Source organism: Streptomyces millisiae, from assembly GCF_031845425.1.
Taxonomy (GTDB): domain Bacteria; phylum Actinomycetota; class Actinomycetes; order Streptomycetales; family Streptomycetaceae; genus Streptomyces; species Streptomyces millisiae.
Map to the genome: position 1 here is coordinate 100901 of NZ_JAVREM010000003.1, position 20906 is coordinate 121806.

Annotated in this window: 10 protein-coding genes; 6 read left to right on the forward strand and 4 right to left on the reverse strand. The window is 75.7% G+C overall.

The window, feature by feature from the left end; genetic code table 11:
• Positions 1 to 22 precede the first annotated feature (22 nt).
• The gene (locus tag RNC47_RS04595; RefSeq protein ID WP_311595721.1) at positions 23 to 214 is read left to right on the forward strand and encodes a DUF2795 domain-containing protein; all 192 of its coding nucleotides are present in this window, start codon (positions 23 to 25) and stop codon (positions 212 to 214) included.
• 75 nt (positions 215 to 289) lie between these two features.
• On the opposite strand, the gene RNC47_RS04600 is transcribed toward RNC47_RS04595, so the two are convergent.
• From RNC47_RS04600 to RNC47_RS04610, 3 genes are all read right to left on the reverse strand, one after another.
• Positions 290 to 1570: an MFS transporter gene (locus RNC47_RS04600; protein ID WP_394814715.1), complete on the reverse strand. Its 1281-nt coding sequence runs from the start codon at positions 1568 to 1570 to the stop codon at positions 290 to 292.
• A 319-nt stretch (positions 1571 to 1889) separates the two neighbouring features.
• Positions 1890 to 3065, reverse strand: coding sequence for a zinc-dependent alcohol dehydrogenase (locus RNC47_RS04605; protein WP_311595724.1), 1176 nt, complete (start codon positions 3063 to 3065; stop codon positions 1890 to 1892).
• Positions 3066 to 3111: 46 nt separating this feature from the next.
• The gene (locus RNC47_RS04610) at positions 3112 to 3498 is read right to left on the reverse strand and encodes a DUF2267 domain-containing protein (RefSeq protein ID WP_311595725.1); all 387 of its coding nucleotides are present in this window, start codon (positions 3496 to 3498) and stop codon (positions 3112 to 3114) included.
• Positions 3499 to 3611: 113 nt separating this feature from the next.
• Here RNC47_RS04610 and RNC47_RS04615 point away from each other — a divergent pair, with 113 nt between their 5' ends.
• The 3 genes from RNC47_RS04615 to RNC47_RS04625 all read left to right on the forward strand — a co-directional run bounded on the left by RNC47_RS04615 (position 3612) and on the right by RNC47_RS04625 (position 7663).
• Positions 3612 to 4511 (forward strand): polysaccharide pyruvyl transferase family protein, encoded by a 900-nt coding sequence (locus RNC47_RS04615; RefSeq protein WP_311595727.1) that lies wholly within the window; start codon positions 3612 to 3614, stop codon positions 4509 to 4511.
• Between the two features lie 76 nt (positions 4512 to 4587).
• Positions 4588 to 6732: a catalase gene (locus RNC47_RS04620; RefSeq protein ID WP_311595729.1), complete on the forward strand. Its 2145-nt coding sequence runs from the start codon at positions 4588 to 4590 to the stop codon at positions 6730 to 6732.
• A gap of 154 nt (positions 6733 to 6886) precedes the next feature.
• Positions 6887 to 7663 carry an SAM-dependent methyltransferase gene (locus tag RNC47_RS04625; protein ID WP_311595731.1) on the forward strand — a complete coding sequence of 259 codons (777 nt, stop codon included), beginning with the start codon at positions 6887 to 6889 and terminating at the stop codon, positions 7661 to 7663.
• Positions 7664 to 7945: 282 nt separating this feature from the next.
• On the opposite strand, the gene dgoD is transcribed toward RNC47_RS04625, so the two are convergent.
• Positions 7946 to 9091: a galactonate dehydratase gene (gene dgoD / locus RNC47_RS04630; RefSeq protein ID WP_311595733.1), complete on the reverse strand. Its 1146-nt coding sequence runs from the start codon at positions 9089 to 9091 to the stop codon at positions 7946 to 7948.
• A gap of 545 nt (positions 9092 to 9636) precedes the next feature.
• Between dgoD and RNC47_RS04635 the strand changes: the two genes are divergently transcribed.
• A complete protein-coding gene (locus RNC47_RS04635; protein ID WP_394814716.1) occupies positions 9637 to 16542 on the forward strand; it encodes an SDR family oxidoreductase in 6906 nt (2301 codons plus the stop codon).
• On the forward strand, positions 16539 to 20906 hold the full coding sequence (locus RNC47_RS04640; RefSeq protein WP_394814704.1) for a beta-ketoacyl synthase N-terminal-like domain-containing protein: 4368 nt from the start codon (positions 16539 to 16541) through the stop codon (positions 20904 to 20906). Before RNC47_RS04635 ends, RNC47_RS04640 begins: the two co-directional genes overlap by 4 nt.

Here is a 20906-nt window from a genome sequence, read left to right on the forward strand (position 1 = left end):
GACACGAACGAGGGATGCCACCATGGCCAAGACCAACCCCATCGAGGTCCAGCAGGCCCTCAAGGGCGCCGCCTACCCGGCGGACAAGAACGCCCTGGTCGACCGGGCCAAGCAGAACCACGCGAACAGCGGCCTCGTCCACCAGCTGGAGGAGCTGCCCAGCAAACAGTTCAACGGACCCAACGACGTCGAGAAGGCGATCTTCAGGTCCTGACCGGCCCCGTGCCGTGTGGTCCGCCCCGTCGCCGCGGCGCGGGGGCGGACCACACGGCATGAACCGCGTCCCGGATCAGGCCGCGGATGCCATGACCTGGCCGGGCGCCGGCGCCACGGCCGGAACCGCCACCGGGGTCCTGGCCCGGCGGCCGTGGACCAGCAGCCCGGCCGCCGACGCGCCGGCGATCAGCACACCGCCGAGCACCAGCGCCGCCCTGGCGCCGGCCAGCTCCATCAGCAGGCCCATCGCGGGCGGCCCCACCAGGCCCCAGCCGGTGCTCAGGCTCCGCCACACGCCGAGCACCCGGCCCCGCATGTGGGCCGGCGGGTCGGTCTGCAGGACCGTGGTGCCGGCCGTGTCCGAGACGGACTCCACCATGGCCATCGGGATCACCAGCAGGACCAGCAGCGCCAGCGAGGGCGCGAGGCCCGCGGCGACCTGGAGCAGGGCGCCGATCCCGGCCATCGCCGCGACCAGGCGCACCGAGGGGCGCTGCAGGACACCGGCCACCAGGGCCCCCACGATGCCGCCGACCGCGAGCGCCGTGGAGACGGTGCCGAACGAACCGGCGCCGGCCGCCAGCGGCCCGGTGACCAGCACCGCGAGCGTCAGCGTGTAGTTCCGGCCGAAGACGGCGGACAGGCCGGTGATGGCGGCCAGCGCCACGAGACGCGGCCGCCGCAGGAAGAAGCTCAGGCCCTCCCGGGGGCTCGTGCCGGCCAGGGCCGCGCCCCGGGCGCCGGCGGTCCTGGACTCGGCGGGCTCGGGCGCGGGCGGTGGGGGAGCGGCGTCCGGATCACGCGCCCGGTCGACCAGCCGCAGGAACGGGATCACGGCGGCGACGAACGCGAAGGACAGGCCGTTGGCCAGGAAGGCCGCCGAGGTGCCGAAGAGCACCACGGCGACGCCGGCGAGCGCGGTGCCGGCCAGCCGGCCCACGCTGTGCACCGCCGAGCCCAGGGCGATCGCCGAGGGCACGTCGCGCGTGTACACCAGGTCGTTGCCGAGCAGGGCGCACGCCGGCCCGTCCACCGTGGCGATCACGCCGGTGACCGCCGCGAGCAGCAGCAGCGTCGGCACGTTCAGCAGGTCGAAGGCGACCAGTCCCGCGGTCACGACGGCCACCGCGCCCAGCGCGGCCTGGCTGACGGCCGCGGTCAGCTTGCGGGGCCAGGCGTCGACGACGGCGCCGCCGAACAGGCCGAGCAGCAGTCCGGGGCCGGCCTGCACGGCCAGCGAGAGACCGGTCATCGCGGCCGATCCGGTGACCTGGAGCACCAGCAGGTTCTGGACGGTCAGCTGCATCCAGGTGCCCGCGTTGGACACCAGGTTGGCCACCGACCACCAGCGCATGCTGGGGTAGCGGAGCGAACGCCACGGGTTGCGGTCCGACCGCGCGCGGTCGGCGGCGGCACGGCGCCTCAGGCGCGCGGGGGCGAGAAGAGACATGCGGATACCAGGGCCTGGCAGCAGGCGGGGTGAGAGAACGCGGGCGGGGCGACGGCGTCCCGCCGATCAGCGCTGACCACCATGACAGACCGGTATCCGGCCGGGAAGACCAAGATCGTCCCAGGCCCCCGCGAGGGCCACGCATCCCTTGTGCCGCAAGGGAAAGGCCCGCCCCGTGTGGTTCCTCACACCGGGCGGGCCCCGCCTGACGCGGCCCTCGGGCTCAGGTCCGGAACACGACCTTCGTCGCGTCCTTCCGCTGGAACATCTCATACGCCTCGGGAGCCCGGTCGAGCGGCAGCCGATGGGTGGCGAAGTCGTCCACGCCCAGCGGGTCGTCGTCACCCAGCAGCGGCAGGATCTCCGGCGCCCAGCGCCGCACGTTGGCCTGCCCCATCCGCAGCTGGATCTGCTTGTCGAACAGCCGCATCATCGGCAGCGGATCGGCCATCCCGCCGTAGACGCCGCTCAACGAGACGGTGCCGCCCCGGCGCACCATGTCGACGGCCAGGTGGAACGCGGCCAGCCGGTCCACGCCCGCCGTGCCGGCCACCTTCTCGGCGAGCCGGTCGGGCAGCAGGGTGGTCAGGTTCTGCACCATCCTGCTCGGCGTGGAGCCGTGCGCCTCCATGCCCACCGCGTCGATCACGGCGTCGGGACCGCGCCCGCCGGTGCGGTCGCGGACGGCGCCGACGATGTCGTCGTGCGCGGTCAGGTCGAGGGCCTCCACCCCGCGTGACCTGGCCCGGGCCAGCCGCTCGGTCACCAGGTCGATCCCGATCACGTGCCCGACGCCCCGGTGGGCCGCGATCCGGCAGCACATGTCGCCGATCGGGCCGAGGCCGAGCACGACCAGGCTGCCCCCGGGCGGCACGTCCGCGTACTCCACGGCCTGCCAGGCGGTGGGCAGCACGTCGGACAGGTAGAGATACCGGTCGTCCGGCACCTCGGGCGGCACCGGGATCGGCCCGTAGTGCGCCTGCGGCACCCGCAGGTACTCGGCCTGCGCCCCCGGCACCGAGCCGTAGAGGCGCGTGTAGCCGAAGATCGCGGCGCCCGAGCCCTGGCTGGCGACCTGGGTGGTCTCGCACTGCGTCTGGAGCCCCTGCCGGCACATCAGACACGCGCCGCAGGAGATCTGGAACGGCACCACCACCCGGTCGCCTGGCCGCGGCGACGCCACCTCGGGGCCGGTCTCCTCGACCACGCCCATCGGCTCGTGGCCCAGCACGTCACCCGGGGTCATGAACGGCGCGAGCACCTCGTACAGATGGAGGTCGGAGCCGCACAGACCGGACGAGGTGACCCTGATCACCGCGTCCGTGGGCTCCCTGATCACCGGGTCGGGGACCTCCTCCACCCGGACGTCGCGCTTGCCGTGCCACACGGCGGCCTTCATCGGGCACACCTCCCGTCGTCGGCCGTCCGGTCCTGGGCCCCGGGCGTCACGTCAGCTCCGAGTAGCCGAACAGCTCGGCGTAGCCGGACGGCAGCTGGCTCAGCAGCTTGTTCATCTCGCCGCCGCTGACCTGGTCGGAGATGGCCGAGAAGACCACCCGGGTGTCGGTCTCCGCGGTCTCCTCGTCCTCGTCCGCGTTCTCCGCGACGTGGGCCACGAACTCCTCGACGCCCCAGCTCCGCCCCGAGCCGTCGGCCGCGTTGTCCAGGATCAGCGCCAGCTCGGCCGGCAGCTGGTCGCCCAGGTGCGACGAGGAGTGCGGGGGAAGGCGCTCGCCCAGGGTGCTGAGGACGGCCTCCACCACCCGTTCCGCCTCGTCGTTCGGGTACTCGCCGCGGTCCCTCACGGTCGCGACGAACTCTCCATAGGACACGGCGTGCCTCCTTCCGCGCGGTCTGCCTTTGCGCCCGAGTACCACGCGACCGGCACCTGACACGGCATGGCCGCGGGCGTTTGGCGCCCGCCGGGCGTGGGGACCCGGCGGCGGTGACGGGCGACGACGGGCGGACGCTGCTGACGGGCTGGTTCAGCTTCCTGGACGGAGAGATCACGGCCGGTGACGTGCTGGCCCTCGAACGGGTGCGCGCGCTGCTCCTCGCCCGCGGCGTCCCCCACGACGTGGCCTGGAGCCCGCGCTTCGAACCGGGCGGGCCCACCCTCGACGACGTCGACCCGGCCGCCTACGACCGGCTGGTCTTCGTCTGCGGCCCGCTGCACGGCCCCGACATCGCCGAGCTGCACCGCCGCTTCGCGCACTGCCGACGGGTCGCCGTCGGCACCTCGGTCCTCGACCCCGCCGACCCGGCCGCCGCCGGCTTCCACGCCGTGCTCGCCCGGGACGGCGCCGGCCTCGCGCCCGCGCTCGACCTGGCGCTGCGGGCGCCCAGGGTGCGGCGCGAACCGGTGGTGGGGCTGCTCCTCACCGAGGGCCAGCACGAGTACCGCGGTCGCCGCCGCCACGCGGAGGTCGCGCGGACCGTGACCTCCTGGCTGGCCGACAGCCGGGTCGCGCCCGTGGTGCTCGAGACCCGGCTCGACGCGGCGGACGGGCGGCTCTGCCGCAGCCCGGGACAGCTGCTCTCCGCCCTGGAACGCCTCGACGCCGTCGTCACCGACCGGCTGCACGGCCTGGTGCTCGGCCTGCGGGTCGGCGTCCCGCCCATCGCCGTCGACCCGGTGGCCGGCGGCGCCAAGGTCACGGCGCAGGCCAGGGCGTGCGACTGGCCGGCGCTGCTGTCGGCGGAACGCCTCGACAGGACCGCGCTCGACCACTGGCTGGCCTGGGCGCTCGGCCCCGGCCGGCGCGAGGCGCTGCGCCGCCGCGTGCTGCTCGCCACCGCCCGCGATCCCGCGAACGCCCTGGCCGATTTGTGGCACTCATCCTGAGATAGCAGGGTAGATCCGGATGGTCGTGGGTACCGGACGGCCGTCACACGCCGCAGACGACCGTCCAGGAGGGCAGATGCCAGACCGCGCCGACGACGCCGTGCCGGAGAAGCAGGAACAACTGGAGCCGCTGCGCGACCGCGGTGAGGACGGCCCGCTGACCACCAACTTCGGCACCCGGGTGGACGACACCGACAACTCGCTCCGCGTGGGCGAGCGCGGCCCGACCCTGCTGGAGGACTTCCACTTCCGGGAGAAGATCACCCACTTCGACCACGAGCGCATCCCCGAGCGGGTGGTGCACGCCAGGGGAGCCGGCGCCTACGGTCACTTCCGGCCCTACGCGTCGCTGGCCGAGTACACCAGGGCCGACTTCCTCCAGGACCCGAACCGCAGCACCCCGGTCTTCGTCCGCTTCTCCACCGTGGCCGGCTCCCGCGGCTCCGCCGACACGGTGCGCGACGTGCGGGGCTTCGCCACCAAGTTCTACACCCGCGAGGGCAACTACGACCTGGTCGGCAACAACTTCCCGGTGTTCTTCATCCAGGACGCCATCAAGTTCCCCGACTTCGTGCACGCGGTGAAGCCCGAGCCGCACAACGAGATCCCGCAGGCCCAGTCGGCGCACGACACCTTCTGGGACTTCGTCTCGCTCCAACCCGAGTCCACCCACATGCTGATGTGGCTGATGTCCGACCGGGCGCTGCCGCGCAGCTACCGCATGATGCAGGGCTTCGGCGTGCACACCTTCCGCTTCGTCAACGCCGAGGGACGCGGCACCTTCGTCAAGTTCCACTGGAAGCCCCTGCTCGGCACCCACTGTCTGGTCTGGGACGAGTGCCAGAAGCTCGCCGGCCAGGACCCGGACTACAACCGCCGCGACCTGTGGGACGCCATCGAGCGCGGCGACTTCCCCGAGTACGAGCTCGGCGTCCAACTGGTCTCGGAGGACGACGAGTTCGCCTTCGACTTCGACCTGCTCGACGCCACCAAGATCATCCCTGAGGAGCTCGTCCCGGTCCGGCCCATCGGTCGCATGGTGCTCGACCGCAACCCGGACAACTTCTTCGCCGAGACCGAGCAGGTCGCCTTCCACACCGCGCACGTGGTGCCCGGCATCGACTTCACCAACGACCCGCTGCTCCAGGGCCGCAACTTCTCCTACCTGGACACCCAGTTGATCCGGCTCGGCGGGCCCAACTTCGAGCAGCTGCCGGTCAACCGCCCGGTCGCCACCGTCCGCAACAACCAGCGCGACGGCTACGGCCAGCACCGCATCCACCCCGACCACACCAGCTACGCGCCCAACTCGATCAGCGGCGGCTGCCCCGTGCTCGCCTCCCCGGACGCCGGCGCCTACGTGCACTACCAGGAGCGCGTCGACGGCGCCAAGATCCGCCGGCGCAGCCCCAGCTTCTCCGACCACTACAGCCAGGCCACCCTCTTCTGGAACTCGATGGCCGACTGGGAGAAGGAACACATCGTCGCCGCCTACCGGTTCGAACTCGGGAAGGTGACCAGGCGGGAGATCAGGGAACGCACCGTCGAGCAGCTCAACCACGTCGACAACGACCTGGCGCGCCAGGTCGCCGAGGGCCTCGGCCTGCCGGCACCCGAGCAGGCCGCCATCCCCAACCACGGCCGCTCGTCCCCCGCGCTGTCGCTGGCCAACCCCGTGGCCGGCGTGGCCGAGGCCGCCGGCGAGGAGGCGTCCATCGCCACCCGCCGGATCGCCATCCTGGCCGCCGACGGGGTGGCCGCCGGCGACGTGCTCGCCCTGCGCGAGGCGATGGCGCGCGGCGGCGCGGTGCCCGAGGTGCTCGCCCCGCACGCCGGCGAGCTGCGCACCACGGACGGCGGCACCGTCACGGTGGACCGGGCGATGTCCACCATGGCCTCCACGATGTACGACGCGGTCTGCGTGCCGGGCGGCCCCGACAGCGCGCGCGCCCTGGCCGGCGACGGCCTCGCCCTGCACTACGTGGCCGAGGCCTTCAAGCACGGCAAGGGCATCGCGGCGGTCGGCAGCGGGATCAGCCTGCTGGGCGCCCTGAACCTCCCGGGACTGCGGCTGTCCGCCGACGGCGACGGCGTCGTCGACGACCACGGCGTGGTCACCGCGGCGGACGGCGCCGACCTCGACGCCGTCACCGCCACGTTGGCCGACATCATCGCCGAACACCGCGTCTGGACCCGCGACCAGGACGCGACGCCGGCCTGACGTCCCCCACTCCGCGACACGGCTCCGCGATTCGGCTCCGCGATACGGCTCCGCCGGCCGGGCGGTCACCCCCGACTGCCCGGCCGGCTCCGCCAAGGGCGGTCGGGGGCCTAGGCTTCAGCCGACACCACGGCACGGCGAGCGGAGGAAGCGGATGGAGATCGACACCTCGAAGGCGCACTCGGCCCGGGTGTGGAACTTCTGGCTGGGCGGCAAGGACTGGTACGCGACGGACAAGGACGCGGGCGAGCAGATCACCCGCGTGTACCCGGGCATCGTGCGCACCGCGCAGTACCAGCGGATGTTCCTCTCCAGAGCCGTCCGCTTCCTCGCCGGGGAGGCGGGCATACGGCAGTTCCTCGACCTGGGCACCGGGCTGCCGACGGTGGACAACACCCACGAGGTGGCGCAGCGCGTGGCCCCCGAGTCCAGGATCGTGTACGTCGACAACGACCCGCTGGTGCTCGCCCACGCCCGCGCGCTGCTCACCAGCACCCCGGCGGGCCAGACCGCGTACATCGACGCGGACGTGCGCTCCCCGGAGGCGATCCTGGAGCGGGCCGCCGAGGTTCTGGACTTCTCCCGACCCATCGCCGTCACCATGCTCGGCATCCTCGGACACATCCCCGACGAGGACGCGCCCGCGGACATCGTGCGGCGCCTGCTGGCCCCGCTGCCCGCGGGCAGCTACCTGGCCATCAGCGACGGCACCAACACCAACGCCACGCTCAACGAGGCCACCACCAACTACAACGCCCGCCTGGCCGGCGACTACACGCTGCGCGGCCCCGAGGAGGTCACCGCCTTCTTCGACGGCCTGACCCTTCTCGAACCGGGTGTCGTCACCATCGAACGCTGGCGCCCCGAGCACCCCGTCTTCGAGGACGAACAGCCGGTGGACGCCGTGTGCGGCCTCGCCATCAAGCGCTGACCCTGCCGGGGGCTGTGCGGGTTGCGTGGGGCGCGGCGGACGAGGCGAAGCCGAGGCCGGCTGGCGGGTACCGCCGGCCCTGGCCGCGTCGGCCGGGGCGATCCGCCGGATTCCGGTGGGCTGGCCGCGTTGGCCCCACGCCGCGTGCGATGACGGCGGCGTTCGAGCCGCGCCGCGTAGGGCGCCGCGCCGGCCGGGGAGCCGTCCGCCGCTCGTCGAGTCACTCCGCGGCCTGGGGGCAACCTGTCCCTTCGAGGGCCATCAGCCCGCCAGGGCGTGGTCTCACCACTCCGCGTGGGAGCCGTCCTGGTGGCGCCAGATCGGGCTGTGCCAGGACGGCTGGGTGTCGTTCGCGGCGCGGACGGCGGCCTCGTCGACCTCGATGCCGAGGCCGGGCGCGGTGGGGCGGTTGAAGTGGCCCTCGTGGAAGCGGAACACCTCCCGGTCCACCACGTAGTCCAGCACCTCGGCGCCGGTGTTGTAGTGGATGCCGATGCTCTGCTCCTGGATCAGGAAGTTCGGCGTGGCGAAGGCGATCTGCAGGCTGGCCGCCAGCGAGACCGGGCCGAGCGGGCAGTGCGGGGCGATCTGGACGTCGAAGGTCTCGGCGAGCGCGGCGATGCGGCGGACCTCCGAGATGCCGCCGGCGTGCGAGAGGTCGGGCTGGAGGACCGCCACCCCGGCCTGGACGGCCGGCAGCGCGTCGGTGCGTGAGTAGAGCCGCTCGCCGGTGGCGATCGGCACCGGCGAGGCGGCCACCAGGTCGCCCAGCAGGTGGGTGTACTCGGGCAGCACCGGCTCCTCGGCGAAGAGCGGGTTGGTGTGGGCGAGGCGCGGCAGCACCTTGCGGGCGTTGGCCGCGCTGAAGCGGCCGTGGAAGTCGATGGCGAAGTCCCGGTCGGGGCCGAGCGCCTCCCGCGCGGCCTCGGCGCGCCCCACGATCCGGTTCAGGTCGGTGACGGTGGCGAGGCGGTTCATCCGCCCGCTGGCGTTCATCTTGACGGCGGTGAAGCCCGCCTCGACCTGGGCCGTCACCGAGTCCGCCACCTCGGCCGGGTCGTCCCCGCCGACCCAGCTGTAGGCCCGCACCCGGTCCCGGACGGGGCCGCCGAGCAGCACGTGCACCGGCACGCCGAGCGTCTTGCCCGCGATGTCCCACAGGGCCTGGTCGAGGCCGGCGACCGCGCTGGAGAGCACCGGGCCGCCGCGGTAGAACGAGCCCTTGGTCATCAGCTGCCAGTGGTCCTCGATGCGGGACGGGTCCTTGCCGACGAGGAGTTCGGCGAGTTCGTGGACGGCGGTGCGCACCGTGGCGGCACGCCCCTCGACGACCGGCTCGCCCCAGCCGACGACGCCGTCGTCGGTCTCGACGCGGCACAGCAGCCAGCGGGGCGGGACGGCGAAGGTCTCGACGCGGGTGATCTTCAAGGCGTTACTCCGGTACTCCTGGGAACTGTTCTTCAGCACGCTCCAGCCGGGAGCGGGCACGTCGTCCTCCGGTGTCTTCCTCGGGTGCCGTCCCGGGCACATGACCTGAGCTCGATGATATTAAATGTTAATTATTGAGGGTTGCCAAGCCCCTCGATGGGGCGTTCGGATTTCGGGTGCGCCCCTGGAGGCGGCGCGCGCGCCGGATGTGTGCGCCGCTGGATGCGTTCAGCGCCGTGGGAGTGCCGCGTGCAAGGTTGTGACATGGCCCACAGCGGCGACGGATCGGTGATCCGCGTAGATTTCCTGGCCGTGGCAGCGCTGTGTCATCGGTGTTGGCTCAGAGTGAAGGCGATGAGAAGCGCCAGCTCGCGCTCCGACGGCCCGCCGGCGGGGCCCTCCGCGCCCTGATCGTTCGCTCACACACCGTCACGTTCCCCCCTGGGCGGGCGGTTGACTGGGCGAAACGGGCTGCGTGTAATGCGGACGTCTGCTTGTCTCATGATCGTGAGTCGGGAGAGTCCATGCGGATGCCGGAGCCCGGCATGTCCCCCCAACCCCCGCACCCATCCCCGCCCCAGCCCCCGCAGTCGTGTCTCGTCGTCGTGGTCAACCCCCTGCACCGCCCCTCGCCGCGGCTCACCGTCGCCGCCGCGCGAGCCGGGGCGCTCGGCGTCCTCGAACTGCCCGACGGCGACGCGCGCGGCGCCGTCGAGGCGCTGGACCGCACCGCCGGCTGGTCGAGCGCGCCCTTCGGCGTCCGGGTGCGGCCCGGCTGCCCCCTCGCCCCGGCCGCGCTGCCGGCGGCCGCCGCCACCGTGCTGCTCGCCGACCCCGGGCGCGCCCCGGCCGAGTTCCCCGGGCGTCGGGTGCTCGTCGAGGTCACCCACCTCGACGAGGCCCGCGCCGCGGCCGCCGCCGGCGCCGCCGGGCTGATCGTCCGGGGCTCGGAGTGCGGCGGCCGGTCCGGCGGCTCCAGCACCTTCGTGCTGCTCCAACGGGTGCTGGCCGGCCTCGGCGACGCCCTGCCCGTCTGGGCCGCCGGCGGGATCGGACCGCACACGGCCGCCGCCGCGGTCGTCGGCGGCGCGGCCGGCGTCGTGCTCGACACCCAGCTCGCCCTCTTCGACGAGGCCGCCCTGCCGCTGGACGTCGCCGAGACCCTGGCCACCCTCGACGGCACCGAGACCGTCCGCCGGCACGGCGTCCGGGTGCTCCGGCGGCGCGGCCCCGGGGCGCCGGAACTGCCGGACGACCCGGCCGAGTTCCTCGCCCGAGTGGGCGCCGACCCGCGCACCGGACTGCTGCCGGTCGGTCAGGACGCGCCGCTGGCCGCCGCCTTCGCCCGCCGCTGGTCCACCGTCACCGAGGCCGTGCGCGGCGTGCGCCGGGCCGTCGCCGACGCGGTGCGCGACGAGCGGCCGGCCACCGCGCTCGGCGCGGACGCCCCCGCCACCCGCGTCCTCGGCACCCGCCTCCCGGTCGTGCAGGGGCCCATGACCCGGGTCAGCGACCAGCCCGAGTTCGCCGCCGAGGTCGCCGCCCACGGCGGCCTGCCGTTCCTCGCCCTGGCCCTCTCCGACGCCGAGCGGACCCGCGACATGCTGGAGCGCACCAGCGCCGCCCTCGGCGACGCGCCCTGGGGCGTCGGCATCCTCGGCTTCGCCGACGAGGCCGTGAGGACCGCCCAACTCGACGTCGTGCGGCGGGTTCGCCCCACCCACGCCATCGTCGCCGGCGGTCGCCCGGCCCAGGCCGCCGCCCTGGAGGCCGAGGGCATCGCCACCTTCCTGCACGTGCCGTCGCCCGGGCTGCTGCGGCAGTTCCTCGCCGCCGGCGCCCGCCGGTTCGTGTTCGAGGGCGCCGAGTGCGGCGGCCACGTCGGGCCGCGCAACAGCTTCCCGCTCTGGGAGGCGCAGCTGGAGGTGCTGCTCGACCACCTCGCCGGCGAGCCCGACGGCGCCCGGCTCTCCGTGCTCTTCGCCGGCGGCGTGCACGACGCGCGGTCGGCCGCCATGACCGCCGCCCTCGCCGCCCCGCTCACCCGCGCCGGCGTCGCCACCGGCGTGCTCATGGGCACCGCCTACCTGTTCACCGAGGAGGCCGTGGCCGCCGGCGCCATCAAGCCGCTGTTCCAGCGCCACGTCGTCGCCGCCGAGGACACCGAGCTGCTGGAGACCGCGCCGGGACACGCCACCCGCTGCGCCCGCAGCGCCTTCGGCGCCGACTTCGAACGGCTGCGCGCCGAGCTGCGGGCCGAGGGTGTCCCCGAGCGCGAGATCTGGGAGCGGCTCGAGCGGTTCAACGTGGGCCGGCTCCGGCTCGCCAGCAAGGGCGTCGAGCGGGTCGGCGCCGAGCTGCGCGCCGTCGACGAACGCCGCCAGGCCGCCGAGGGCATGTTCATGGCCGGCGAGGCCGTCGCGCTGCGGGACCGGGTCACCACCCTCGCCGAGCTCCACGCGTCGGTCTCCGAGGGCGCGGAACGCTGGCTGCGCGCCCGCGCCGCCCAGCTGCGCGACCGCCTCGGGCTGCCCGCGCCGGGGCGGGCGGAGCGGGACGCGCCGGAGCCCGCGCCCGAGCCGCTGCGGGTGGCCGTCGTCGGCATGGCCGGGATGTTCCCCGGCGCCCAGGACCTGTCGACCTTCTGGGCCAACGTCCTGGCCGGCCGGGACTGCGTCACCGAGGTGCCACCCGACCGCTGGGACCCCGAGCTCTACTACGACCCGGACGGGGACGGCGAACGCACCCCGTCCAGGTGGGGCGGCTTCCTGCCCCCCGTCCCCTTCGACCCGCTGCGCTACGGCATCCCGCCCGCCTCGCTCGCCGCCATCGAGCCCGTCCAACTGCTGGCCCTGGAGGCCGCCAGCCGCGCCCTGGCCGACGCCGGCTACGCCGGTCCCGACACCGACCACCGCCGTACCTCGGTGATCTTCGGCACCGAGGCGGGCAGCGACCTCTCCAACGCCAGCGCCCTGCGCAGCGTGCTGCCCGGCTACCTCGGCACCGTCCCGGCCGCGCTCGACGAGCAGCTGCCCCGGCTCACCGAGGACTCCTTCCCCGGGATGCTCGCCAACGTCATCGCCGGCCGGATCGCCAACCGGCTCGACCTCGGCGGGGCCAACTACACGGTGGACGCCGCCTGCGCCTCCTCGCTCACCGCCGTCGACGCCGCCTGCAAGGAACTGCTCGCCGGCACCAGCGACCTGGTGCTCTGCGGCGGCGCCGACCTGCACAACGGCATCAACGACTACCTCCTCTTCTCCTCCGTGCACGCGCTCTCGCCCAGCGGCCGCTCCGCCACCTTCGACCAGTCCGCGGACGGCATCGCGCTGGGCGAGGGGGTGGCCTGCGTGGTGCTCAAACGGCTCGCCGACGCCGAGCGCGACGGCGACCGGATCTACGCCGTCATCGACGGCGTCGGCAGCGCCAGCGACGGCCGAGCCCTCGGCCTCACCGCGCCCCGCCCCGAGGGCCAGCGCGCCGCGCTCAGCCGCGCCTACGCCAACGCCCGCGTCTCGCCGGCCGACGTCGGCCTGATCGAGGCCCACGGCACCGGCACCGTGGTCGGCGACCGCACCGAACTCACCACCCTCACCGAGGTGTTCGAGGAGGCGGGGGCCGCGCCCGGGAGTTGCGTCATCGGCTCGGTCAAGTCCCAGATCGGGCACACCAAGTGCGCCGCGGGGCTCGCCGGCCTGATCAAGGCCACCCTCGCCCTGTACCACGGTGTGCGGCCACCGACCCTGCACCTCACCCGGCCCAACGAGGCATGGTCCGCGGCGAGCAGCCCGTTCGCCTTCCACACCGAGGCACTGCCCTGGGCCGCCGCCCCCGACCGGCGGATCGCCGGGGTCAGCGCCTTCGGCTTCGGCGGCACCAACTTCCACGTCGTGCTACGCGCGTACCAGCAGCCGCCCGCCGCGCACGCCCTCGACGAGTGGCCGGCCGAGCTGCTGCTCTTCCGCGGCCGCGACGCCGCGGCCGCCCGCGCCGCCGCCGCGTCGCTGCTCAGCCTGGTGGAACGCGGCGGACCCTGGCGGCTGCGCGACTACGCCCGGCAGGCCGCCCGCCGCGCCGACCTCGCCGCGGCCCGCGGCGAACCCGTCCACCTCGCCCTCGTCGTGGACCGCCTCGACGCCCTGCCCGCCCTGCTGCGCCGGGCCGCCAGTGGCGAGTCCGCGCCGGCCGACGGCATCCACACCGCCCCGCCCGACGCCGGCGAACCCGGGAAGCTCGCCTTCCTCTTCCCCGGCCAGGGCAGCCAACGCCCCGGCATGCTCGCCGAGTTGCTGGTCGCCTTCCCCGAACTCCAGCGCCACCTCAGGGCCGGCGCCCGCTGGGCCGACCGGATCTACCCGCCCGCCGCCTTCGACGAGGCCGGCGAACGGCTGCGGCAGGACCGGATCACCGACACCGCCGTCGCCCAACCCGCCCTCGGCCTGGTCGAGTCGGCGGCGGCCGAGCTGCTGGCCCAGCTCGGCGTGCGGCCCGACATGGCGGCCGGGCACAGCTACGGCGAGCTGGTCGCGCTCGGCGTCGCCGGCGCGCTCGCCCCCGCCGACGTGCTGACCGCGAGCGCCGCCCGGGCCGAGGCCATCCTCGCCCAGGTCAGCTCGGGCGACCCGGGCGGCATGGCCGCCATCGCCGCCACCCCGGCCCAGATCGCGGAGGCGCTGCGCGGCTCGGCCGCCGCCGAGCAGATCGTCGTCGCCAACCACAACGCGCCACGCCAGACCGTGATCTCGGGCCCCACCGCCCCCCTGACGGAGGCGACGGCGGTGCTGCGCGACGCCGGCTTCGCCACCAAACCCCTCAGGGTGGCCTGCGCCTTCCACAGTCCCCGGATCGCCGGCGCCGGAGCCGTCTTCGCCCGCCAGCTGTCGCGACTCGCCGTCGGCGCGCCCGCGTTCGACGTCTGGGCCAACCGCACCGCCACGCCCTACCCCCGGGACCCGGAGGCCGTCATCGCCGGGCTGGCCGAGGGGATCGGCGCCCCGGTCCGGTTCACCGAGCAGATCGAGGCCATGCACGCCGCCGGGGCCCGGGTCTTCGTCGAGGTCGGTCCAGGACGGGTGCTCAGCCGCCTGGTCGACGCCATCCTCGAGGACCGCCCGCACACCACCGTCGCCCTGGACGACCACCGAAGCCCCGGACTGCCGGGGCTGCTGACCGCGCTCGCCCGACTCGCCGTCGCCGGCGTCGACGTGCGCGCCGGGCGGCTCCTGACCGGTCGCGACGCCGTCGACCCCGAGACCGCCGCCACCCCCACCCCACCCGGCTGGACCGTCGACGGCCGGGTCGTCCGCCGCGCCGACGGCACCCCGGTGCCCGGCGCCCTCCAACCCCCACGCCTCGTCACGGAGCGCATCATGCCCCAGGACCCCCAGCAGCACGGGGCCCACCCGTCGGGCCCCGACGCCCTGATAGCCGAGTTCCTGCGGACCAGCCGGGAACTGGTCGCCGCCCAGCGCGACGTCCTGCTCGGCTACCTCGGCGCCGGCGCGGCCCCCGCGTCGCCGCCGGCCCCACCGGGCCCCCCCCCCCCCCCCCCCCCCCGCCCCCCGTCGCCGCCGGCCCCCCCGGCCCCCACCGCCCCACCCACCCCGGCCCTCGAAGCCGTGCCGGCGCCCGCCACCGCCGCCCGGCCGCCCGGGCCCGCCGAGTCCGCCACGCCGGCCGCGCCGCGCGACGTGCTGGGCGCGGTGCTGGCCGTCGTCGCCGAACGCACCGGCTACCCCGCCGAGATGATCGAGCCGGACCTCGACCTGGAGGCCGACCTCAGTGTCGACTCGATCAAACGGGCCGAGATCGCCGGCGAGTTGGCGAGCCGGCTCGGCCTGCCGGCCGGCGCCGCCGCCGACCTCGACCAGCTGGGCACCGCCCGCACCGCGGCCGGCCTCGCCGCGCTGCTGGAGGCCGGCCTCGGTGGCGGGGCCCGGGAACCCGCCCCGGAGCCCGCCCCCGTCGCGGAGCCCACGGCCGGGGCGACCGCCGCCCCGGCGCCCCGCGTCGAGGCCCCGCGCCGGCTGGAGTTCACCGAACACGAACTGCCCGAGCCCACCGGCGGTCCGCCGCCCGGCGCCACCGTCCACCTCATCGGCGGCGGCGACTTCGGCACCGCGCTCGCCGCCCGGCTGACCCGGGCCGGCGCCACCGCCCAGGTCGCCCCCACCGGCCGGCTCCCGGAGGGCGCCGCCGACACCGTCGTCTACCTCGACGCCCTCGACCCGCAGGACGGCACCGAGTCCCCGCTGCCCGAGGCGTTCCCCCTGCTCAAGACCCTGCTCGCCCGCGCCCCCCGCCGACTGCTCGCCGTCGAGCGGGCCACGGGACCGGCCACCGGGCTGCGCGGCCTGTTCCGCACCATCGCCCGCGAGTACCCGGAGCTGCACGCCACCCTGCTGCGCGTCGGGTCGTCCGAGACCACCGAGGCGCTCGCCGACCGGGTACTCGCCGAACTCACCGCGACCGACCGGGAACCCGTCGTCCTCGCCGACGGCGGCCGCCGTCGCGCCCTCCGCCTCACCCCGGCCGACCTCGGCCCGCTCGCCGCCACCGGCGCCGGACCGGCCGGCGACGGCGCCGCCGAGGCCGCCGCCATCGGCCTCGACCGCGACTCCGTGCTGCTGCTCGCCGGCGGCGCCCGCGGCATCACCGCCCGCTTCGCCCGGGCCGTCGCCGCCGCCGGCCGGTGCCGCCTCGAACTCCTCGGCCGGACCCCGGTGCCCGCGGCCGCCGAGGACCCGGCCACCGCCGGCGCCGCCGACCGCTCCGCGCTGCGCGCCGCCTACCTCGCCGCCGGGCTCACCTCGCCCGCCGCCGTCGAGCGCGCCGTCTCGGCCACCCTCGCCGAACGCGAGGTCCGCGCCACCCTCGCCGAGCTGCGCGCCCTCGGCAGCCCCGTCCGCTACCACTCGGTCGACATCCTCGACGCCGAGGCGGTGCGCGCCACCGTCAAGGACATCCACGCCGAACACGGCCGGATCGACGGCGTCGTGCACGCCGCCGGCGTCATCGAGGACAAGCTGATCGCCGAGAAGACGCCCGAGTCCTTCCGGCGGGTCTTCACCACCAAGGTCGACGGCGCCCGCACCCTGCTCGACGCCGTCGGCGCGCTCCCCAGGGCCCCCCGGTTCGCCGTGCTCTTCGGCAGCGTCGCGGCCGCCCTCGGCAACCGTGGCCAGAGCGACTACGCGGCCGCCAACGACGCCCTGCAGGAGCTCGGCCGCCAGTGGTCGGCGCCGGGACGCCGTGGCCTCACCGTCCACTGGGGCCCCTGGGCGCCCGGCGAGACGGGCGGCGGCATGGTGACCCCCGAGCTGGCGCGCTCCTACGCCGCCCGCGGCATCGGCCTCATCGACCCGGAGGAGGGCCCGCTCGCCCTGCTCCGCGAGCTGGCCTGGGGCGCTCCCGAGACCCACGCGGTGGTCTACGCGGCGTCCGGGTGGTGACGCGCGTGCCGGAACAGCCCCCGGTCGCCGTCGTCGGCATGGCCGTGCTCCTGCCGGGCGCCGGCGACCTCGACACCTACTGGCACAACATCACCCACGGCGTCGACGCCATCGGTGAGGTCCCGGCGGACCGTTGGGACGCCGAGTACTACCGGCCGGCCGGGCCGCGGCGCGCCGACCGCGTCTACTGCCGGCGCGGCGGATTCGTCGACGCGGCCACCGAGTTCGACGCCGCCGGGTTCGGCGTCATGCCGGCGTCGGTGCCGGGCACCGAGCCCGACCAGCTGATCGCCCTGCACGTGGCCCACCGGGCCGTCGGGGACGCCGGCGGCGAGTCCGCGCTGCCCGTCGACCGGGCCAGGGCCGGCGTCGTCCTCGGCCGCGGCGGCTACCTCACCCCCGGCCTGGTCCGCCTTGACCAGCGGGTCCGCACCGCCAGCCAACTGGTCCACACCCTCCGCGAGTTGGCGCCCGAGCTCGACGAGGCACGGCTCGACCGCGTCCGCGCGTCGTTCACCGACCAACTCGGCCCCGAGCGGCCCGAGTCGGCCATCGGCCTGGTGCCCAACCTCGCCGCGTCCCGGGTCGCCAACCGCCTCGACCTGCGCGGCCCCGCCTACACCGTGGACGCCGCCTGCGCCTCCTCGCTGGTCGCCGTCGACCACGCCGTGCGCGAACTCACCACCGGACGCTGCGACCTGATGCTGGCCGGCGGAGTGCACCACTGCCACGACATCACCCTGTGGAGCGTCTTCAGCCAGCTCGGCGCCCTCTCGCCGAGCGAGCGCATCCGCCCCTTCCACCAGGACGCCGACGGTGTGCTGATCGGCGAGGGCACCGGCGTCGTCGTCCTCAAGCGGCTCGCCGACGCCGAGCGGGACGGCGACCGGATCTACGCCGTGGTACGCGGCACCGGCGTGGCCAGCGACGGCCGGTCCGCCAGCCTGCTCAACCCCGACCCCGGCGGCCAGGCCCGCGCCGTGCGGCTGGCCTGGGCGGCGGCCGGACTCGACCCGCGGGCCCCGGGGGCGCTCGGCCTCCTGGAGGCGCACGGCACCGCGACCCCGGCCGGTGACCGGGCCGAACTCGCCACCCTTGCGGAGGTGTTCGGCCCACCCGACGGGCCGCGGGCCGCCGTCGGCTCGGTGAAGTCGATGATCGGCCACACCATGCCGGCGGCCGGCATCGCCGCCCTGATCAAGGCCGCGCTCGCCGTCCACCACGGGGTGCTGCCGCCGACGTTGCACTGCGAGGAACCCCACCCCGCCCTCGCCGCCACCCGGTTCGCGCCGCTCGCCGAGGCCGCCCCCTGGGAGCCGCCGGCCGACGGCGCCCCCCGGCGGGCCGGCGTCAACGCCTTCGGCTTCGGCGGGATCAACGCCCACGTCGTCCTGGAGGCCCCCACCACCACCGCCACGCGCCGCCCGCCCGCCGTCACCGTCACGGAACCCGAACGCGTGCTGCGACTCGCCGCCCCCGACGCCGACGCGCTCGCGGCGCTGCTGGCCGCCGACGACTCCACGGTGCTCGCGGCCGGCCTCGACGACCCCGCGCGCGACGCCGGCCCGGCCAGGCTCGGCGTGGTCGACCCCACCGCCCGCCGGCTCGCGCTGGCCCGCAAGGCCGTCGCCAAGGGCGCGCCCTGGCGCGGCCGCGGCGACGTCTGGTTCGGGCCGCGCCCGCTGCTCGGCCCCGCCGGAGGCCGGATCGCCTTCGTCTTCCCCGGCCTGGAGGCCGAGTTCGAGCCCAGGGCCGACGCGCTCGCCGCGTGGCTCGGGCGGCCGGCGCCCGCCCGGGCCAGGGTCGGCGACCTCGGGCGGCACGGCGCCGCCGTCCTCCAACTCGGCCGGCTGCTCGACACGGCGCTGCGCCGGGTCGGCGTCGTCCCCGACGCGGTCGCGGGACACAGCGTGGGGGAGTGGACCGCGATGGTCAGCGGCGGCATCCACGCCGCCGCCGAAGTGGACGCCTTCCTCGCCGACTTCGACCCGGACGCGCTGCGGGTGCCGGGCCTGGCGTTCGCGGTGCTCGGCATGCCGGCCGAGCGGGCGTGCGAGGAACTGGCCGGCCGGCGGGACGTGGTCCTCTCCCACGACAACGCCCCCAACCAGTCGATGGTCTGCGGCCCCGAGCCGGCCGTCGAGGAACTGGTCACCGCGCTGCGCGAGCGTGGCGTCATCGCGGGGATCCTGCCGTTCCGCTCCGGCTTCCACACCCCGATGCTCGCCCCCTACCTCGGCCCCATCCGGCGCGCCGCCGAGGCCTACACGCCGCACGTCCCGACCACGCCCGTCTGGTCGGCCACCACCGCCGCCCCCTACCCGGCGGAACCGGCGGCCGTGCGGGAGCTGTTCGTCCGCCACCTGCTCGAACCGGTCCGCTTCAGGCCGCTGATCGGCGCCCTCCACGACGCCGGCTTCCGCGCCTTCGTCCAACTGGGCGCGGGCCAACTCGGCTCGCTGATCGACGACACGCTCGCCGGCCGCGACCGCGTGGTGGTCGCCGCGCACGCGCCCGTCCGCGACTGCCTGGCCCAACTGAGCCGGGTGGTCACGGCGTTGTGGGTGGGCGGCGCGGAGCCCGACACCACACCGCTCCGCGCCCGCCACCGAAGCGGGGTCCGCCTCGCCCTCGGCGCCCCGCTGGTCTCCCTCCCCCCGACCGCGCGCGGCCTGCTGACCAGCGGCGCGCTCGCCACCGTCGACCACCCCGTGGCGGCCGAACTCGCCGCGCTCCTCGCCGAAACGGCCTCCACGGCCGCCGCGGTGCTCACGACGGCCGGCGCGGGAACGGCTACCGCCGGCCCGCCCACGCCGCCGCAGGCAGGCGGCTTGGCCGCCGCCGTGCCGGCGGCCTGGCGGGTCGATGTCGCCGAGATGCCGTACCTGCTCGACCACTGCTTCTTCCGGCAGCGGCCCGGATGGCCGGACGACGGGGACCGGTGGCCGGTCGTGCCGGCGACGACCGTCGTCTCGCACCTCATGACGGTCGCCGAGCGGGCCGCGGGCCCCGCGGCGCGGGCCGTGGCGGTGCGGGACGTGCGGCTGCTGAAGTGGATCGAGGCCGTGCCGGCCGTCGAACTCCCCGTCACCGCCCGGCGGACGGCGACCGGCGAGATGGAGGTCGGGCTGACCGGCTTCGCCGCCGCCACCGTCGGCCTGGCGGCCGAGTACCCCGCGCCGCCCGCCCCGTGGCGCTTCGACCCGGCGACCGAGCGGGTGCCCGCGCTGCGGGCCGAGCAGCTGTACCGCGAGCGGTGGATGTTCCACGGCCCGGCGTTCCAGGGCGTCACCGAGCTCACCGCCATCGGCGACCGGCACCTGCGCGGCGTCATCACCGCCCCCGCCGCGCCGGGCGCCCTGCTGGACAACGTCGGCCAGCTCCTCGGCTACTGGATCATGGCCAGCCGCACCGAGCGCACCACCGTGTTCCCGGTGCGGCTGGACCGCGTCACCTTCCACGGCCCGCCGCCGGCGGCCGGCACCCGCTTCGACTGCCTGGTCAGGATCGGCGCCGTCACCGAGTCAACCCTCACCGCCGACATGCAGCTGGTCCACCAGGGCCGGGTCTGGGCCGAGTTCACCGGCTGGACCGACCGGCGGTTCGACACCGACCCCGGCATCAGGGCCGTCGACCGCTACCCGGGCCGGCACATCCTGTCCACGCCGGCGGACGGCGGCTGGACGCTGGTGCACGAGCGCTGGCCCGACCTGGCGACCCGCGAGCTGCTGATGCGGAACGTCCTCGGCGGCGCCGAGCGCGCCGTCTACGCGGCGCTGCCCCCGGTCCGCCGCCGGCAGTGGCTGCTCGGCCGGATCGCCGCCAAGGACGCGCTGCGCCGCGTGCTGTGGGCCGAGGGCGCCGGCGAGATCTACCCGGCCGAGATCGCCGTCCGCAACGACCCGACCGGCCGGCCGGTCCCCGTGGGCGTGCACGGCCGCGACGTGGCCGGCCTCACCGTGTCCATCGCGCACCGCGCCGAGGCCGGCGTCGCCATCGCCGGCCGCGGCCCGTGCGGCATCGACATCGAGGAGATCACCGAACGCCCGCGCGCCACCGTCGAGTCGGCCTGCGGTCCCGAGGAGCGCGCCCTGCTCGACCGGGTGTCCGACGGCTCGGACTCCCACGCCTGGTTCACCCGCTTCTGGGCCGCCAAGGAGGCCGTCGCCAAGGCCCGCGGCACCGGCCTGCGCGGCCGGCCGGCCGACTACCGGGTGCTGGCCGCCGAGCCCGAGCGGCTGCTGGTCGGCGTCGGCGACGCCGCCCACCAGGTGCGGGTGGCCGAGGTGCGCAACCCACCGGCGCTGCCACCGCGCCGGTACGCCGTCGCCTGGACCACCGGCGACCACCCGACTGGAGAGTGA